Source organism: Streptomyces tanashiensis (genome assembly GCF_014648895.1).
Lineage (GTDB): Bacteria > Actinomycetota > Actinomycetes > Streptomycetales > Streptomycetaceae > Streptomyces > Streptomyces tanashiensis.
The window spans coordinates 17,242-33,547 of the sequence record NZ_BMRZ01000004.1 but is presented as its reverse complement, the minus strand read 5'-3'; the positions used below and the strand labels follow the sequence as shown (position 1 = coordinate 33,547).

Sequence of the window (16,306 nt, the reverse complement as noted above, 5' to 3'; positions counted from 1 at the left end):
CGCGGTCGTTCCGTCGCCGGGACCTGGGCGTGGACCTATTCCGGTGCGCCCGTCCTCCGTGCGGGCGGGCGACCGACCTCCAGCCACACCACCTTGCCCACGGCACCCGGGCCCTTGTCCCGGCTGCCCCAGGCGCCGGCCAGCCGGTCCAGGACCAGCAGACCGTGCCCTCCGGGCAGCGCGGGGGACCGGGGCGTCCGCGCCCGCGGATGCTCGGGGCTGGCGTCGGACACCTCCACGCGCAGCCGCCCCTCACCGTTGCGCAGGACGAGCTCCTCGGGGCCGCCGGCGTGCAGACAGGCGTTGGTGACGACCTCCGACACGAGCAGGAGGACGTCCTCGACCCGCTCCCGCGCCTCCTCGCCGTCCGCCGGGATCCACCCCCAGTCGGCCAGCGCCTGCGCCGTGAAGTCCCGGCAGCGCGAGACGACCCCGCGGGTCCCGTGCAGCACCAGCCTGCGGACCTGGTTCGGGGGCCCGGCGTCGCCGTCAGCCATGCGCCTCTCCACCGCCTCCCGGCCCGGCGCCGTCGTCGGCCAGCGCCTCGGCCGTGTCCGCGTACACCCGGAAGACCAGCCGGGCCCCGGTGATCTCGAACATCCGGTCCACCGGCGGCCCGAGCCCGGCGAGATCCAGGCGCCCGCCCGTCTCCCGCAGCCTCAGGCGCGCCCGCAGCAGCTCGTTGAGTCCGGTCGAGTCACAGAAGGTCAGGCCGGAGCAGTCGACGACGACCCGCCGGGCCCGGGCACAGTCGTCCAGCGCCCGGGTCAGCGGGCCGACGCTGTCGTGGTCGAGCTCCCCGACGAGACCGAGGACCACCACCGCGTCGGATGTCCCGGGCCCGGCCCGGACGGCGAACCGCTTCCCCGCACCACCCTCGGCGTCCATCGACACCCGCCCACCTCCTCGTACCGCCCGGCGACGTCACTTCTCCCCACCCAGTCTCGGACAGGTGCCCGCAATCGACCTTTCGGCATCCTGGCTAGCGCGGCTGGACCGCGCCGTCGTAGACGTGGTCCGGGGTCACGACGGCCGTGACCGCGCGGGCCACCAGCGTGGACGGCTCCTGCCCCTGGCTGGTGATGTCCGTGTTGAGCATGATGACCAGCGTGGCGTCCCGCTCCGGCAGGTACACCGTCACCGTCTCGTACCCCGGAATCGACCCGTTGTGCCCGATCCAGCCGTTGGCGTCGAAGATGCCGAGGCCGTAGCCGAGGCCGGGGTGGCCCGTCGGGAGCGTCTTGAGGCGCTGCGCCTGCGTCTCGGGGCTCAGCAGCTCCCCGGTGGCGAGGATCTTCGCCCAGCGCCGCAGGTCGTGCAGGTCGGAGATCATCGCGCCGGCCGCCCAGGCCCAGCTGGGGTTCCAGTCGGTGCTGTCCACGACGGCGCCGCTGAGCGTCTGGTTCGTGTAGCCACGGGGGTGCGGCTCGGGGAACTCGGGACCGCTCGGCAGGAACGTGCGGCGCAGGTGGGCCGGGCGGAGCACCCGGTTGCGGAGGAAGTCCGCCAGGGGCTGCCCGCTGACCTTCTCGACGACCAGACCGAGGAGCACCAGGTTGGAGTTCGAGTACTCGAACTGCGCGCCCGGCTTGAACGTGTTCCTGTGCTTGAAGCCGTACGCGAGCGCCTCCTCCGGGGTGAAGGAGCGCTCCGGGTCGCTGAGCAGGTCGTGGATGAAGTCCGGGTCGGAGGTGTACGGGAAGAGGCCGCTGCGCATCTCCGCGAGGTGGCGGAGGGTGATCCGGTGGCCGTTCGGCACGCCGTGGATGTAGCGGGAGATGGGGTCGTCGAGGCGGATCCGGTGGTCGTCGACGAGCTTCAGGAGCGCGGTGACCGTGAAGGTCTTGGTCTCGCTGCCGATGCGGACGAAGCCGTCGGTGGCCATCGGCTCACGGGTGACCTTGTCGGCGACGCCGGTCGCGCGGACGTAGCTGCCCTTGCCCGGCATCCAGAGCCCGACGACGACGCCGGGGATGCCGGCCTGCTCGCGGACGTCCGCGACGGCCTTGTCGAGCCGGGCGGTGAGCTCGGGGCCGAGTCCGTCCGGCGGGCAGTCGTCCTCGCCGTGCCGCGCGGCGGCGAGGGAACCGCCGGGGCCGCTCACGGCGTGGACGGCGCCGGCGGGCGTCGCCGTCATCGGGGCCAGCACGGACGCGACGAGCAGCGTCGCGGCGAACAGCCGACGGGAGGGGGTACGTCGCATGTCGGGGGCGCCTCTTCCGGATCGCGAGAACGGGGGACGGCCACATCACCACCGGGGGCCGGTGCGAAGGCGCTCCCTCCCGGCGCCCGCGCGGCGAGTCCACCCGTACGGGGCCACGCGGACGGCAGGGACGGCCTCGGCCCTCGGGCGCGGGAGGGCGGCGGAGGGCGGATGCCGGATGCCGGATAATGACACCCCCTACACCTGGAGACGAACGACCGATGACGCTGACAGTGGGCCGACGGGTGAAGCTGACGGCCGATCTCCGGCTGGCCGGGCAGGTGGTTCCGGCCGGTGAGGCGGCCACGGAGACCGGGGCGGGCTTCCTGGCCCTGGCGGCGGGCGTCGAGGGTTCGGTCGAGCGGGTGGACGAGGACCGGTCGCAGAGCCAGGAGGTCCGCGAGTACGAGCGGCTCAAGTCCCTCCTCGACGACTTCGGCCATCAGATGCCTCCGGGCAGCAGGCAGCAACTGGAGGAGCAGGTCGGCTCGCTGGAACCCGCGTGGACCGCGTACCAGGAGCGGAAGCTCCGTCTGACGGTCCGCGTCCGTTTCGACAACGGCTTCGTCCTCGACGACGCCCCCGGGGACCTGTTCACCTCCCTCTGACCGCGCCCCCTCTCTTTGCGGTTTTCGCAAGATTCTTTGCCACTCCCCCTTCCCCGGTCCGAGTCTGGGCGGCGTCCGGACTCGTCGAAGGGGGAACTCACGTGCTCACGACATCCCTGGCCGCTCCACCCACCCCGCTCACCGCGCGCCAGCGCTGGACGGTGCTCGCGGTCTGCGCGCTCAGCATGTTCCTGGTCGGTGTCGACGCCACCATCGTCAACGTGGGGCTTCCCGAGATCGGGCGGGGCCTCGACGTGGGCACCCGCGGTCTCGAATGGGTCGTCGACGCCTACACCGTGGTCATGGCCAGTCTGCTCATCGTCTCCGGCGCCCTCGCCGACCGCCTCGGGCGCCGCCGCGTCTTCCGGTACGGGCTGACCGTCTTCGGCCTGGCCTCCCTCGCGTGCGCCCTCGCCCCCTCCCTCGGCGTCCTGGTCGCCGCCCGGGCCGTGCAGGGCGTCGGGGCCTCGATGCTGAGTCCGGTGGCCCTGGCGATCGTCGTGAACGCGATGCCCGACCCCCGGGAACGGGCCCGCGCGATCGGCGTGTGGGCCTCGGTGTTCGGGCTCAGCATGGCGGCGGGCCCGGTCACCGGCGGGGCGCTCATCGCCGCGTTCGGCTGGCGGTCGGTGTTCTGGATCAACGCGCCGGTGGTCGTCCTGGCCCTCGTCCTGGTCGCCCTGTTCGTGCCGGAGTCCCGCGGCGCACGCGCCCGCCGTCTCGACCTGCCCGGCCAGGCGCTCCTCACCCTGGCGCTCTGCCTCACCGTCGGGCTTCTCATCGAGGGCCCCCGCATCGGCTGGACGTCGCCCGCGGCCCTCGCCGGTTACGCTCTGACCGCGGCGGCCACGGCGGGCTTCGTGCGGGTCGAACTCCGGCGCGACGAACCCCTGATGGACCTCGGTCTGTTCCGCCGGCCGCCGTTCGTCACGGCGGTGCTCGGCGCGGCGGCGGTCTTCGTCGCCCTCAACGTGACCCTGCTGCTCAGCACCCTCTACCTCCAGAACGCCCGCGGCTGGACTCCTCTCGCCGCCGGCGCCGCGACCCTGCCCATGGCGCTCGGGGCCACGGTGTGCGCGCCGTGGTCCGGCGTCCTCGTGGGCCGTGCCGGACCGCGGCGTCCGCTGCTCCTCGCGGGCGCGTTCACCACCGCCGGCGGCCTCTGTCTGGTGGGCCTGGACGGGGACACGAGCGTGTCCCTGATCCTGCTCGCCTTCCTGCTGACCGGCATCGGGTTCGGCTTCGCCAACGCCCCCCTGACGAACACCGCGGTCGGCGGTCTGCCGCCGTCCCGGGCAGGGGTGGCGGGGGCGATCACGTCCACCTCGCGCCAGGTCGGTGTGGCGGTCGGCATCGCCGTCGCCGGCGGACTCGTCGCGGGCGCGGGCCCGGCCTCTCTCGCCGCCGCGACCCGCCCGGGGTGGCTGATCGTGGCGGCGTGCGGACTCTTCCTCCTCGTCGTGGCGCGCACGGCGGGAGCACGGCTGCAGAACGCCTCCTAGCCTTTCCGGAGGCGTCTTCTTTCCCGAGTCTTGGCCGGGTGCTTGACGTCCGCTGTACGGGGGCTGCATCGCGCGCGGCGAGAGTGGCAGCACCCGAACGCAGCGGCGTTCGGAGCCCGTTCACTCGAAGCAGGAGCCTCTGATGAAGCGCATGTCCCGTACCCGTGCCACCCTCGCCGGCGGTGTCACCGTGGCGGTGCTCGGCACCCTCGCCGTCGGCGTCGGCGTGGCGCAGGCCGGCGAGAAGGGCGACCGGCGGGTCAAGACCGGCGAGCGGGAGATCGCCGCGCTGTTCGACCGCTGGAACGCGGCGCTGCGCTCGGGCGACCCGGAGCGGGTCACCGATCTGTACGCCGAGGACGCCGTCCTGCTGCCGACGGCCTCGCCTCGGATCCGCACCGACCACGCGGCGATAGCGGACTACTTCGCGCACTTCCTGCAGAAGAAGCCGCGGGGCGAGAAGATCCGTACGGAGATCGAGATCCTCGACGCGAACTCGGCGATCGACGCCGGTCTGTACCGCTTCCACCTCACCGACCCGAAGACCGGTGTCACGAAGCCGGTCGAGGCGCGCTACACCTACGTGTACGAGAAGCGCGACGGCAGGTGGCTGATCGTCAACCACCACTCCTCGGTGCTCCCGGCCGAGGGCTGATCCACCGGGGTCCCTCGGCCGCGGTCCGCAGCGCGATCCGCACGCACAGTCCGCCGCCGGGCGCGTCCCGCAGGGCCACGCCACCGCCGTCGTCCGTGACGAGCTGCTTGACGATGGCGAGCCCCAGGCCGGAACCCGAGCGGCCGGTCAGACCCTGGCCGCGCCAGAACCGGTCGAAGGCGCGGGCCTGTTCGGCGGCGGACATGCCGGGGCCCTGGTCGAGGACCTCCAGGACCGCCTCCTCCGGGCCGGCCGTCTCCACCCGTACCGTGATCGTCCCCCGGTCCGGGGAGACCTCCAGGGCGTTGGAGAGCACGTTGTCCAGGACCTGGTCGAGGTTGCCGGGCCCGGCGAGCACGCGCGGCAGGTCGTCGGCTTCGCCGGTGAGGACGATCGTCACGCCGCGTTCGTCGGCGGCCGGCCGCCAGACCTTCAGCCGCTCCTCCACCAGCTCGCGCAGTGCCAGCGGTTCCGGCGCGGACACCTTGGCCTCGGCGCGGGCGAGCACGAGGAGGCCGCTGACCAGACGGCTCATCCGGACGACCTCGGCGGTGGCCTGGTCGACGTCCTCGCGGACGAACTCGTCGTCGACCCCGTCCGCGATGTTGTCGAGCGAGAGGCGCAGCGCCGTCAGCGGGGTCCGCAGCTGGTGCGAGGCGTCCGCGACGAAGATGCGCTGCGAGGCGACGAGGGTGTCGAGGCGTTCGGCGCCCTGGTTGAGGGTGCGGGCCAGGGTCTGGGTCTCCTGGGGGCCGGTGACGGGCGAGCGGGCGGTGAGGTCGCCGTCGCCGAACCGGCTGGCCATGTCGTTGAGCTGGCGCAGCGGCTTGGTGAGCAGCCGGGCGACGATCGCGCCGAGTCCGGCGGCGACCGCGAGCACGCCGACGGCGAGGATCGCCCGGAAGCCCCAGATGCGCCAGAGCCGGTCGCTCAGGTCGGCGGTCGCGTACCGGACGCGCACCGCGCCGACGATGTGTTCCGCCGGGGCCGGCTCCCCCGCGGCCTCGTCCTCGGCCCCGCCCTCCCCCTGGCGCCCGTCCTCGCGCTCGGCCCGGCCCCGGGTGTCCCCCGCGGAGGCCTCGCGCCGGGCGAACGCGGGCACGGTGACGACCAACTCCGGTCCCCAGACGAGCCGGGACCCCCAGTCGACCGTGGTCCTGCCCTGCTTCAGCGCCGCGCCGAACGCCGGGTCGTCCGGGTGCGCGGGGAGGGGCAGCGGCTCCACCGCGCTTCGGCCGTCGGCGGCCACCACCTCGACCCTGCCGGGCGTCTCGTCGGCGTACGCTCCGGCCATCCGGGCGAGCGCCTGCCGGGCGGGGGCGTCGCCGTCCCCGAGGAGCAGCGCCATCGTGGTGGCCTCACGGCGTACGGACTCCTCGGTGTCACCGCGCAGTTGGGCGGTGAGCGTGAAGGCGACCGGCACGGTGAAGGCGGCGAGCGCCACGGCGACCAGGGCCACGTAGCTGAGGATGAGACGCCTGATCACGGGCGGCCCACGGGCTCCACGACCAGGCGGAAGCCGACGCCGCGGACCGCCTCGACGGTCACCGCCCCGGCCAGCTTGCGCCGCAGCGCCGCCACATGGACGTCGAGAGTCTTGGTCGGGCCGAACCAGTTGGCGTCCCAGACGGCTTCCATGATCTGCTCGCGGGACATCAGCGCGCCCGGCTCCTCCGTGAGGAAGGCGAGCAGGTCGTACTCCTTGGGCGTGAGCGCCACCTCGGCGTCGTCCAGCCACACGCGTGCCGCCTTGCGGTCGACGCTCAGCCGGGCACCGTACCGCTGGGGGCCCGTGGGCTGGTCCGTCGGCCGGACCCTGCGCATCACGGCCCGGATCCGGGCGATGACCTCGCGCACGCCGAAGGGCTTGGACACGTAGTCGTCGGCACCGATCTCCAGGCCGACGACCCGGTCGGTCTCGTCGCTGCGGGCGCTGATCACGATGATCGGCACGTCGCCGCGCCGGCGCAGCGCCCGGCAGACGTCGAGCCCGTCGGTGTCGGGCAGGCCGAGATCGAGCAGGACGAGGTCGTACGGGGTGGTGACGGCGAGGCCCGCCGTCCCCGTGGTGACCCACTCCACCTCGAACCCGTAGCGCAGCAGCCCGCGCCGCAGGGATTCCGCGACCGGCTCGTCGTCTTCCACCAGCAGTACACGCACGGGGCAACCCTAGTTCGGGTTCCGTACGCCGGTTCACCACCGGGGAGCGGCTGCGGGATCAGTAGTAGTGGCGCATGATCTCGTCGGCCCAGGCGGGCTGTTCGGTCGGTCCCTGGGGGCCGAACTCCGTCATGTACGGCTTGATGTCGAGGACGGGTGTGCCGTCGACCGCGTCCAGGCCCCGCACGTGGAGGTCGAGACCGTCGGTGCGGATCAGTCGGCAGCGGGAGACGCCGAGGCGGTTGGGGCGGTTCTTGCCGCGCTGGGCGAAGATCCCGACCAGCGGCCACTCCTCGTTGCCGCGCGGGTGCCGGGCGCCGGTCTCGACGGCGTCGGGGCCGACCCGGTCGAAGTGGTAGACGACCTCCAGGTGCGAGAAGGCGTCCAGACCGGCCAGCGCCTCGGGGCCGAAGGCCTCCGCGTCGAGGCGGACGATCGACTCGACGTCCCCCCACTCGTCGTCCCGGACCTCTCCCCGCCCGCCGACGACGTGGGCGACGGGGCGTGAGACGACCGTGCCCGGGGCGTGTTCCGTCTGCTCTGCGTGCTCCTGTGCCATGCGGTTCCGCGTCCTCTCGTGGCCGTGGCCGCGCCCCCGGCGGGGCGGGCTCCGGCACGGTACCCCTTCGGCGAGGGGTCGTCAGATGCCGGGCCCGTACCCCGGGTCCGGGCCCTGTCGCGGATGCCACCAGGTCGCGAGACCCCAGAGCGCGAGGCCCGCGACCGCCAGGCAGACGAGCGCCGCCGTCCACGGCCGGAACCGTCGGACGGCCGCCGCCCAGGTCAGCGGGGGGACGACGAGACCGGCGAAGAGGATGAGCGGCAGGTCGACGAGGATCACGCCCCAGTCCCGGGCGTGCGCCTCGAAGCCGCCGTCGATGCTGTACGCGGCCCGGGGCAGCGCGAAGGCGCCCGCGACCGCGACGCCGACGACGGCGAGCAGGCAGCCCACGGCGCTCTCCGCGCGGTCGTGCGATTCCGGTGACGGGTTCTCGCTCATGCCCGGGACGGACGCCGGCGGGCGCCGTCCGGTTCCGTACGCCCGGACGGCTACCGGGTCAGGGCGATCGCGGTGAGCACCAGTCCTTCGCGCACGAGCCAGCGTCCGGTGAAGTGGTCGCGCCGGGCGTCTCCGGCCACCGGGCCCGGGACGAGGAGCCGGGCGGTGAACGCGCCCGTGTGGCCCCGCGGGTCCGGCGCCGGCTCGAACGCGACGGACGCCTCGTCGAATCCGAGCTCTCTCCGGGTCAGCGGGTACCAGGTCTTGAAGACGCTCTCCTTGGCGCTGAAGAGCAGCCGGTCCCAGGGGACGCCCGGGGTGCGGGCGGTCAGCGTGTCCAGGTGGCGGCGCTCCCCGGGCAGCGACACCTGGTCGAGGACCCCCTCCGGCAGGGGTGCGGCGGGTTCCGCGTCGATGCCGAGCGAGAGGACGTCCGCGGTCCTGGCCAGGGCGGCGGCCCGGTAGCCCGCGCAGTGCGTCATGCTGCCCGCCACGCCCTGCGGCCAGGGCGGCTCGCCGCGCGCGCCCGGGGCGAGGGGGGTCTCGGGCAGGCCGAGGCGGCGCAGCGCGAGCCGTGCGCAGAGCCGCACGGTGGCGAACTCGCGCTGCCGCCCGACGACGGCGCGCGCGACGGCGGCGGCCTCCTCGGGGAAGAGCGTGACGGGCTCCGTGTCGTCGCGCCGCCAGACCGAGACGACGGCCTCCGGCAGCAGTTCCGCGATCATTCGGCGTGCGCCTCCGGCCAGGAGGGTCGCGGCCGGGCGGCGGGAGTGATCAGTTCGAGCATGGCCGCGACAGTACCGGCCCCGACCGGCGCTCCCTCCGGCCGGCCCCGCTCGCCGGGTCCCCCGGACGGCCGTACCGCTCGCCGACGCGGTGGCCGCGGGTGACCATGGGAGACGGGATCCCGCCGGGGGCGAGCCAGTGGCTGGAGGCACTCGTGGCGCACCACCGCACCACCACCGACGTCCTGATCGTGGGCGCGGGCCCGGTCGGCCTGAGCGCGGCCGCCGAGCTGCGCCGGCACGGTGTGCACTGCCGGCTCGTGGACCGGTTGCCGGCCCGGCTGCCGTACGCCAAGGCGGTCGGGATCCAGCCGCGCACCCTGGAGCTCTGGGACCGGATGGGCCTCGTCCGGGCCGTCCTGGAGGCCGCCGTGCCGCTGCGCGGCCAGCTCCTCTACGTCGACGGGCGCGAGCAGGACCGCATCGAGCTCACGATGCCGCCGGAGGTGCCGTACGGCTTCGCCGCGCTGCCGCAGTACGAGACGGAGCGGCTCCTGGAGGAGTACGTCGCACGCATGGGGACGGTGGTCGAGCGCGGCACGGAACTGGTGTCGTTCACCCAGGACCGGGACGGGGTCACCGCGCGGCTGCGGGCGCCGTCCGGCGCCGACGAGGAGCTGCGCGTCCCGTACCTGATCGGCTGCGACGGCGCGCACAGCGTGGTCCGCAAGACGCTGGGCCTGTCCTACGAGGGCGGCGCGTTCCAGGAGGAGTACATGCTCGGCGACGTCGTGGCCGACTGGGACCTGCCCGCCGGCTACGGCATCCGTTCCAGCCGGCGGGCCGCCGACGGTTCCACGGGCGACGTGCTGGTGTGCATCCCCCTGCCGGGGGCGGGCCGCTACCGGATGTCGATGAGGCTCCCGGCGGAGCTCGCCGCGACCCCGGGGGCGGCCCCGGCCGCGCCGGACGGTGTGGCGCACGGCCCGGAGGCGGGCCGTGTCCCCGGGCTCGCCGACCTCCAGGCGGTCGTCGACCGTCTCGCGCCGCGCCCGGCGCGGCTGTCGGGACTGCGCTGGTCCTCGGTCTTCCGCATCAGCCACCGGATCGTCGACCGCTACGGGCGGGGCCGGGTCTTCGTGGCGGGCGACGCGGCGCACATCCATCCGCCCACCGGCGCCCAGGGCATGAACACCGGGGTGCAGGACGCCTGCAACCTGGCCTGGAAGCTCGCCCTCGTGGTGCGGCGCGAGGCGGGGCCCGAGCTGCTCGCCACGTACGACACCGAGCGCCGTCCGGTCGGCGAGGAGGTCGTCGGCCGGACCGTGCGGCACGCCGCGCAGGGGATCGAGGCGGACCCCGAGGACCGTCGGACGGTGCTCCTGCGGGAGGCGCAGCTGCTGGTCGGTTACCGGGGCGGTCCGCTCTCCGGCGCCCCGTACGGTCCGCCGGAGGCGCCCCAGCCGGGCGACCGGGCTCCGGACTGCGCGGGCCTGACCACGCCGATCGCCGCCTTTCCGATGCGTCTTCTCGACGTGCTGCGGGGGCGCCCGGGACATGTGGTGCTCCTGTACGGCTCGGACGGGGCCGAGCTGGCGGGGGCGGCCGCGGCGGCGCGGGCGTTCGGCGGCCTCACGGCCGTCGTGATCCTCGCGGCCGACGCGGACGACTCCGCCGGGCCCGCCGAGCCGTCCGTGCCCGTCTACCGGGATGCCGCCGGGGAGTTCGCGCGGCTCTACCTCCCCGGCGGCGCCACCGGCTTCGTCGTCCGTCCCGACGGTCAGCTCGGCGCCCGCTTCCCGCTGGTCGGTACCGCCGCCGCACTGAGCGGTCTGCTCAGTGCCCTGTCCGTGCGGCGGGACACCGGCCTACGGAACCCAGTGGTTGCCTGAGGCCGTGATCATGACCTGGAGCTGGATGCTGGCCGAGAAGTAGCTGCTCGTGTCGACGGGGGTCACCAGCATCTTGTTCCACAGGGCGTCCAGCCAGGCCTGACTGCCCGGGTCGGTCATCGCCGCCACGGCGAAGGGGGCGAAGAAGGCGGCCTCGCTGCCCGAGGAGATCGGGGTGCCGTTGAGCTTGTAGCCGACGGCGATCTTGTTCGGGTCGCCGCCGGTCTTCGTCTTGATCCAGCCGTTGAGCTTCCGGGCGGCGGCGAGCGAGGTGGCGTCGCCGCTGGTCACGGCGTCGTCGGCGATGCGCCACGGCGTGCGGCAGGCGTTCCACCAGTAGGCGCCGTCGTTGGGGTCCTCCAGGACCTGTCCCGGGGCGGGCCTGGGCGTGGTGTTGGTGTCGACGACGAAGTCGGGCAGGAGTCCGGTGCCGGAGGCGTACGTGGACTGGAGGCGGGAGATCTGCGTCTGGTGCGCGCCGCGCACCGCGTCCCAGGTGGTGTCGCCGGAGGCCGCACGGAAGGCGCGGAAGTGGTCGGCCATCCAGTCCGAGGTGCGGGAGATGTAGTAGTACTGGTCGCCCGAACCGCTCCAGTCGCCCAGCTTCAGCAGCTTGGTCGTCGGGTTGACCTCGTCCTTCTTGATGGCGGCGATGTGCTTGAGCGCGAGGTCCTTGTAGTTGTACGTGCCGGCGCTGCCCCACTGCTTGTCGGCGAGGAGCAGGCCGTAGGCCACGTCCATGTCGCCGTCGGTGGCGCCGTCGCCGCCGTTGACGCTCTTGCAGGCGGTGTCCTGTTCGGCGGCGAGGAGGTTCGGGTTGACCGAGGACGGGTGGTCGATCTTCCACTTGACGAGTCCGTCGAAGATCTTCTTGGCGTCCGGGTCGGCGCCCGCCATGGTGGCGGTCACGACCATGCCGTACCCCTGCGCCTCGGCGACGTACGGGTGGTCGGCGTCGGGCGAGATGATCTGGTACCAGCCGTTGCCGCAGTTCTGCCGGACGAAGGCGGCCTTCCACTTGTTGTAGTACTCGACGACCTTCTGGTCGAGGACGGCCTGCGTGCCGGAGGGCTTCAGCGTGCCGGCGGTGTACGGCCTGAGGTGGCTGCCGAAGGGGACGGCCGGTCCACCGCCGCCCCCGCCGCCGCCGGTGGGCACGCCGTACACCTCGAACTCCCAGAGGGAGTAGCCGTACGGCGTGCCGCGGCCGGTGCCGTACATCCGGACGTACCGGCCGCTGCCGGAGACCGTGAGGTCGTCGGTCGCCCCGTCACCGGCGGTGGTGGAGTAGACGTCGGTCCACGTGGAACCGTCGGCGGAGGTCTGGATGCGGTACGTCCTGCCGTACGCGTCCTCCCAGTTGAGCTTCACCCGGGAGATCGTGTGGTTCGCCCCGAGGTCGATCCGTATCCACTGCGGGTCGACCCCTTCGGCGCTCGCCCAGCGGGTGGCCGTGCTGCCGTCCACCGCGAGGCCGGGCCCGAAGGCCGAGGTCTCGACGGACGAGGCCGTCACCGCCTTTCCGCCGGACACCAGGCCGTCGGCGGCCTGCGCCTGCGGCATGACCGTCAGGGGCAACGCCAGCAGACCTGTGAGCCCGAGAAGCGTGACGCTTCGTCGACGCATGTCAACTCCCTTTCCCTCCATGGCCAATGGTTAGGAAGTATTCCTAACCATTGGCCCGGAGAGTAGAGAGGCCGCCCGCCCCGCGCAAGACCCCCCGCAGCGGGGAACTCAGCCGCGGGCGGCCCGCAGCGCCGTGTGGACCGACCAGACGACCGAGACCAGCGGAACCGCCACCACCGCGCCCACGATGCCCGCGGCGATCGAGCCCGCGATCACCGAGATGGCCACCACCAGCGGGTGCAGCCGCACCGCCCAGCTCATGACGAGCGGGTGCAGCAGATGCCCCTCGATCTGGCCGATGACCACGATCAGGGCCACGACGATCCCCGCCACCAGCGGGCCCTGCGAGGCGAGCGCCACGACGGCGGCGACCGCGAGGGCGATCGGCGAGCCGATCAGCGGGACGAAGGCGGCCAGGAACTCGAGGAGGGCGAGCGGCACGGCGAGCGGGACCCCGAGGAGCCAGAGGGCGACGCCGACGAGGACCGCGTTGACGGCGGCCACCAGGACGATGCCGTGCGTGTAGCCGGTGAAGGTGCGCCAGGCCGCGCGCCCGCCGATGCCCACGCGGTCGCGTACCGCACCCGGCAGCTGCTCCTGGAACCACGCCCACTGCCGGTCCCCGGAGTGGATGAAGAACACGGCGGAGAACAGGCCGAGGGCCAGGGTGGTGAGGACGGCGACCAGATGACCGGCCCCGCTCATCGCCTCGCTGAGCAGGGTCGAACGGTGACTGGAGAGGAACTGCCCGATCCGGGACTGCACGCCGGAGAGCGCGTCCGGGGCGAGGCGGAACGGCGGCCGCTCCAGCCAGTCCTCGATCCGCCCGACACCCTCCCGGAACTCGCGCACGAGCGTGGTCCGCTCCCCCGCGACCGCCTCGCCGACCAGTGCGAGGACTCCGAGGACGAGCGCGATGCTGCCGAGCAGCGTGAGGGCGACCGCCGGCGGGCGGGGCATGCCCCGGGCGACCACGTCGGCGACGGGCCGGAGCAGCGCGGTGATCACCAGGCCGAGGAAGACGGCCACGCCGATCTCGTGGAAGCGCCCGAGCACCGCGAACAGGCTGTAGACGAGGAGGCCGACGACGAGCAGCCGCCACGCGTAGGCGGCGGCCGTGCGGAGGAAGGGGGTGACCGTCGGGGGTGTGCCTGGCTGCATGGCCATCGAGGTACCACCGCCGGCACGCCGGGCCACGCCCGAGGGCCGGGATTCGCCCGACCCGGTCCCGTCATTCGGCCGTCCGGTGCCCGCGGGGAGCCCTGTGGGAACGGGGCCGGCGTGTCGTCAGGATCACAGCGGCCATGGGGAGAAGACCCGGCAGCCGTGCCGCGCCCGCGGGCAGAATGGGCCCCGCATCCGGCGTCTTCACTTTCGGGGGAACGTGACGTGTCCAGACTGAACCGGTGGTGGCTCCTCCTTGCCGTGACCGGGCCCCTCACGCTCGCGGGCTGCGACAGCGCGCCGCCGCCACTGGAGTTCGGCACGGCGCAGCCGTCGGGCCCGAAGCTGGCCGCGCGACCGGCCGCGAACGGCTCGCTGCCGCTCGCTCAGTGGCCGAACGCCTGCGAGGTGCTGAGCGACACGGAGATCCGGGCGGTCCTCCCGCAGGCGAGCGACTTCGCACGCGACCCCGTGAAGGTCACGATCATCAATTTCAACCCCCTGTCCGAGTCCGCTCCCGGCACGACCGGGGACGTCCCGGCGGGCGGCTGCGAGTTCAGGTTCGGGCTGCCGTCCTCGTACGAGAGCGAGCACAACAGCAGCGTCAAGGTCACCTTCACCGCGATCGCCGATCCCGAACTCGTCGAGCGGAACTACGCCGAGGACCTCGCGGACGCGCGCAAGCGGGCGGGCGAGGGCACGTACAAGAAGGAGTTCCGGGACCTCGGCACCTCGCTCGGCACCGACGGCTGCTTCCTGCCGGACGTCTCGGACGGGCCCACCTGCCATCAGGGCCCCTACCAGTTCGAGGTGGGCGGCATGTCCACCGCGGACGGTGTCGGCGAGTACCCGGCGTCGAAACGGAACTGGAGCGAGAAGGTCCTCACCCAGGTCGTCCGGACACTGGGTCCCCGCATGCGATGACGGCGACCGGGCCGGTGACGGCGACCGGGCCGGTGACGGCGACCGGGCCGGTGACGGCGACCGCCGCGACGGCCGCCCGCTCGCGGTCGGCCCAGTCCAGGAGCCGCAGGCCCTCCTGTGCGCCCGCCTTGAACCGGGCCTCGCCGCGCACCCAGAGGCGGAGCAGCGCCGCGTCGGGGTCCGGTCCGGCCGCCGCCTCGCGCAGCTCGACCCCGGGCAGGAGCCTCCGCAGGACGGGAAGGGGACCGGGTCTGCGCGCCGCGGGCTCCACGTCGACGCCGACCGGACCGGGGCCGACGGCCGCCGCCACGAGACCGTCGGCGTGGCTCAGGCTGACGCCGAGCGCGGGCCGGCGGCTCAGGTACGGACGCCCGTGCCCGTACCGCCGGCAGTCGTCGCAGTACTGGTCCGGGCCCGACGCCTCGGGAGGGAGTCCGGTGAACCGGGCGACGCACAGCCGGACGAGGAGGCGGGCCGCGAGGACGTCGTCGCGACGGCTCGGCACCCGTATCCGGTCGAGCCGGCGGCGTTCCCAGGGCGCGAGCAGCCCGTCGTGCAGTGCGGGGTGGTCCAGGACCTCCCGCGTGGTCGCCACGACGGCCAGGGCCGTCACCGGCGGGGCATCACGTGGCGGCACTCAGGAAGCGCTCCTGGACGCGGCCGATGGTGCGGAAGTCGTCGATGGTGACCTCCTGGAGGTCGATGGAGCTGCCGGAGAGCTCTTCGAGGAGGTCGATGAACTCCAGGAAGTCCATGGAGTCGATGAGCCGGGCCTCGATGAGGTCCTCGTCGGCGGCGATCGGCCCGTCGAGACCGGGGTTCTTCTCGTGGAGCCACGCGGCGATGGGGTCCATGGGGGTGACGCTCCTTGCTGTGTGTCGTGTGCGGTGGTGCGGGTCCGGACTAGCGGGTGTCGCGCAGCCGGTCGAGGGCCTGTTCGGGGGTGCCGTGGGCGAGGATCATCGCGTGCACCCAGCGCTCGACGCCGAAGGCGACGCAGGCGCTGTACGCGGGGCCCTCGGAGCCCGCGCGGATGTCGAGGCGCTCGCCGAAGAAGTTGCGGTGCCGGTTCACGGAGGCGATCGCCGTGCCGTCGGGGGCGCTGAACTCGTGCTTGACGGGGTCGAGCGCCATCAGCCGGGCGCGGGAGCCGCCCTTGTCGTAGAACGGGTCGTCGGCCACGGCCCGGTTCAGCTCCAGGCCGAGGCGTCCGGCCAGTTCCCGGACGAACTCGGCCCCCTGCTCCAGGTGTTCGAGCGAGCCCTGCTTGGTGCCGAGGTAGAGGACCTCGCGCATGTGGAAGCCCCAGAGGCGGCGCAGCCCGTCGTAGTGGGTCTCGTTGCGGAAGCAGCGGCCGGCCGCGGAGAGCCGCAGTCCGCCCTCGCCGACGTCCCGGCCCTCCAGGGAGAGGAGCAGGCCGTAGCAGGTGGCGGAGGGCAGCAGGTAGCCGGTCGGACGGAGCGGCAGTTCGCCCGGCGACTCCCCCGCCGCGAGGCCGTCGAGCGCGTCGGGGGCGAACCGTCCGGCGGAGACGCCGAGATGCGGGAAGTTGCGGAAGAAGTCGAGGCGCGCGAGGCCCTCGACGGAGAGCAGCGGCGGGCCGACGACCTCGGGGGCGGAGAGGCGCGCGGCCAGGCCGGTGAGCAGCTCGTCGAGGCCGTGCAGCAGGGCGGTACGGACGGGGTCCAGGGTGATGAGGCCGGCACCGGGGCTCTTCAGGCCGCCGTCCGGCAGGACCGTGGTGCTGGGTGTGCTCATGGAAACCGCTCCCTCTGGGCGTGGGCGAACAGTCAGGGCGTGGGGTCCTCGTCGACCGCGGCACGGCGAAGAAGCCGCCTGATGCTCCA

Annotated in this window: 18 protein-coding genes; 5 read left to right on the top strand and 13 right to left on the bottom strand. The window is 73.6% G+C overall.

All coding sequences use genetic code 11. The annotated features are described in order from the left end of the window. Positions 1 to 35 precede the first annotated feature (35 nt). From IE237_RS15880 to IE237_RS15870, 3 genes are all read right to left on the bottom strand, one after another. Positions 36 to 497, bottom strand: a complete 462-nt coding sequence (locus IE237_RS15880) for an ATP-binding protein (RefSeq protein WP_189802625.1) — start codon at positions 495 to 497, stop codon at positions 36 to 38. Continuing rightward, complete coding sequence (locus IE237_RS15875; RefSeq protein WP_189802956.1) at positions 490 to 888, bottom strand: STAS domain-containing protein; 399 nt, start codon at positions 886 to 888, stop codon at positions 490 to 492. Before IE237_RS15875 ends, IE237_RS15880 begins: the two co-directional genes overlap by 8 nt. Before the next feature lie 94 nt (positions 889 to 982). Then, complete coding sequence (locus IE237_RS15870; protein ID WP_189802624.1) at positions 983 to 2,203, bottom strand: serine hydrolase domain-containing protein; 1,221 nt, start codon at positions 2,201 to 2,203, stop codon at positions 983 to 985. A 221-nt stretch (positions 2,204 to 2,424) separates the two neighbouring features. Here IE237_RS15870 and IE237_RS15865 point away from each other — a divergent pair, with 221 nt between their 5' ends. The 3 genes from IE237_RS15865 to IE237_RS15855 all read left to right on the top strand — a co-directional run bounded on the left by IE237_RS15865 (position 2,425) and on the right by IE237_RS15855 (position 4,968). Next, on the top strand, positions 2,425 to 2,811 hold the full coding sequence (locus IE237_RS15865) for a hypothetical protein (RefSeq protein WP_189802623.1): 387 nt from the start codon (positions 2,425 to 2,427) through the stop codon (positions 2,809 to 2,811). A gap of 101 nt (positions 2,812 to 2,912) precedes the next feature. Further along, positions 2,913 to 4,313, top strand: coding sequence for an MFS transporter (locus tag IE237_RS15860; RefSeq protein ID WP_189802622.1), 1,401 nt, complete (start codon positions 2,913 to 2,915; stop codon positions 4,311 to 4,313). Between the two features lie 142 nt (positions 4,314 to 4,455). Further along, positions 4,456 to 4,968 carry an SgcJ/EcaC family oxidoreductase gene (locus IE237_RS15855; protein WP_189802621.1) on the top strand — a complete coding sequence of 171 codons (513 nt, stop codon included), beginning with the start codon at positions 4,456 to 4,458 and terminating at the stop codon, positions 4,966 to 4,968. Here the strand turns inward: IE237_RS15855 and IE237_RS15850 are convergent. The 5 genes from IE237_RS15850 to IE237_RS15830 form a co-directional block, all read right to left on the bottom strand. After that, positions 4,931 to 6,454, bottom strand: coding sequence for a sensor histidine kinase (locus tag IE237_RS15850; protein ID WP_189802620.1), 1,524 nt, complete (start codon positions 6,452 to 6,454; stop codon positions 4,931 to 4,933). The two genes, IE237_RS15855 and IE237_RS15850, sit on opposite strands and share 38 nt — an antisense overlap. Next, the gene (locus IE237_RS15845; protein ID WP_189802619.1) at positions 6,451 to 7,128 is read right to left on the bottom strand and encodes a response regulator transcription factor; all 678 of its coding nucleotides are present in this window, start codon (positions 7,126 to 7,128) and stop codon (positions 6,451 to 6,453) included. Before IE237_RS15845 ends, IE237_RS15850 begins: the two co-directional genes overlap by 4 nt. Before the next feature lie 58 nt (positions 7,129 to 7,186). After that, complete coding sequence (locus IE237_RS15840) at positions 7,187 to 7,687, bottom strand: SAM-dependent methyltransferase (RefSeq protein ID WP_189802618.1); 501 nt, start codon at positions 7,685 to 7,687, stop codon at positions 7,187 to 7,189. Between the two features lie 81 nt (positions 7,688 to 7,768). Beyond that, positions 7,769 to 8,128, bottom strand: coding sequence for a hypothetical protein (locus IE237_RS15835; protein ID WP_189802617.1), 360 nt, complete (start codon positions 8,126 to 8,128; stop codon positions 7,769 to 7,771). A 50-nt stretch (positions 8,129 to 8,178) separates the two neighbouring features. Next, complete coding sequence (locus tag IE237_RS15830; RefSeq protein ID WP_189802616.1) at positions 8,179 to 8,853, bottom strand: 4'-phosphopantetheinyl transferase family protein; 675 nt, start codon at positions 8,851 to 8,853, stop codon at positions 8,179 to 8,181. A 167-nt stretch (positions 8,854 to 9,020) separates the two neighbouring features. Here IE237_RS15830 and IE237_RS15825 point away from each other — a divergent pair, with 167 nt between their 5' ends. Continuing rightward, complete coding sequence (locus IE237_RS15825; protein WP_189802955.1) at positions 9,021 to 10,745, top strand: FAD-dependent monooxygenase; 1,725 nt, start codon at positions 9,021 to 9,023, stop codon at positions 10,743 to 10,745. On the opposite strand, the gene IE237_RS15820 is transcribed toward IE237_RS15825, so the two are convergent. Next, positions 10,722 to 12,371, bottom strand: coding sequence for a glycosyl hydrolase family 8 (locus IE237_RS15820; RefSeq protein ID WP_189802615.1), 1,650 nt, complete (start codon positions 12,369 to 12,371; stop codon positions 10,722 to 10,724). The genes IE237_RS15825 and IE237_RS15820 overlap by 24 nt on opposite strands. 108 nt (positions 12,372 to 12,479) lie before the next feature. Beyond that, positions 12,480 to 13,532 (bottom strand): AI-2E family transporter, encoded by a 1,053-nt coding sequence (locus tag IE237_RS15815; protein WP_189802954.1) that lies wholly within the window; start codon positions 13,530 to 13,532, stop codon positions 12,480 to 12,482. Positions 13,533 to 13,760: 228 nt separating this feature from the next. On the opposite strand from IE237_RS15815, the gene IE237_RS15810 reads away from it, so the two are divergent. Next, positions 13,761 to 14,459, top strand: a complete 699-nt coding sequence (locus tag IE237_RS15810; protein ID WP_189802614.1) for a hypothetical protein — start codon at positions 13,761 to 13,763, stop codon at positions 14,457 to 14,459. On the opposite strand, the gene IE237_RS15805 is transcribed toward IE237_RS15810, so the two are convergent. From IE237_RS15805 to IE237_RS15795, 3 genes are read right to left on the bottom strand one after another with little or no spacing between them, the layout of a single operon-like run. Beyond that, entirely contained in the window at positions 14,419 to 15,096 is a 678-nt protein-coding gene (locus tag IE237_RS15805) for a 4'-phosphopantetheinyl transferase family protein (RefSeq protein ID WP_229842700.1), read from the bottom strand. The genes IE237_RS15810 and IE237_RS15805 overlap by 41 nt on opposite strands. Further along, the gene (locus IE237_RS15800; RefSeq protein ID WP_189802613.1) at positions 15,083 to 15,313 is read right to left on the bottom strand and encodes an acyl carrier protein; all 231 of its coding nucleotides are present in this window, start codon (positions 15,311 to 15,313) and stop codon (positions 15,083 to 15,085) included. Before IE237_RS15800 ends, IE237_RS15805 begins: the two co-directional genes overlap by 14 nt. A gap of 49 nt (positions 15,314 to 15,362) precedes the next feature. Next, the gene (locus tag IE237_RS15795; RefSeq protein WP_189802612.1) at positions 15,363 to 16,217 is read right to left on the bottom strand and encodes a class-II aminoacyl-tRNA synthetase family protein; all 855 of its coding nucleotides are present in this window, start codon (positions 16,215 to 16,217) and stop codon (positions 15,363 to 15,365) included. Positions 16,218 to 16,306: the final 89 nt, after the last annotated feature.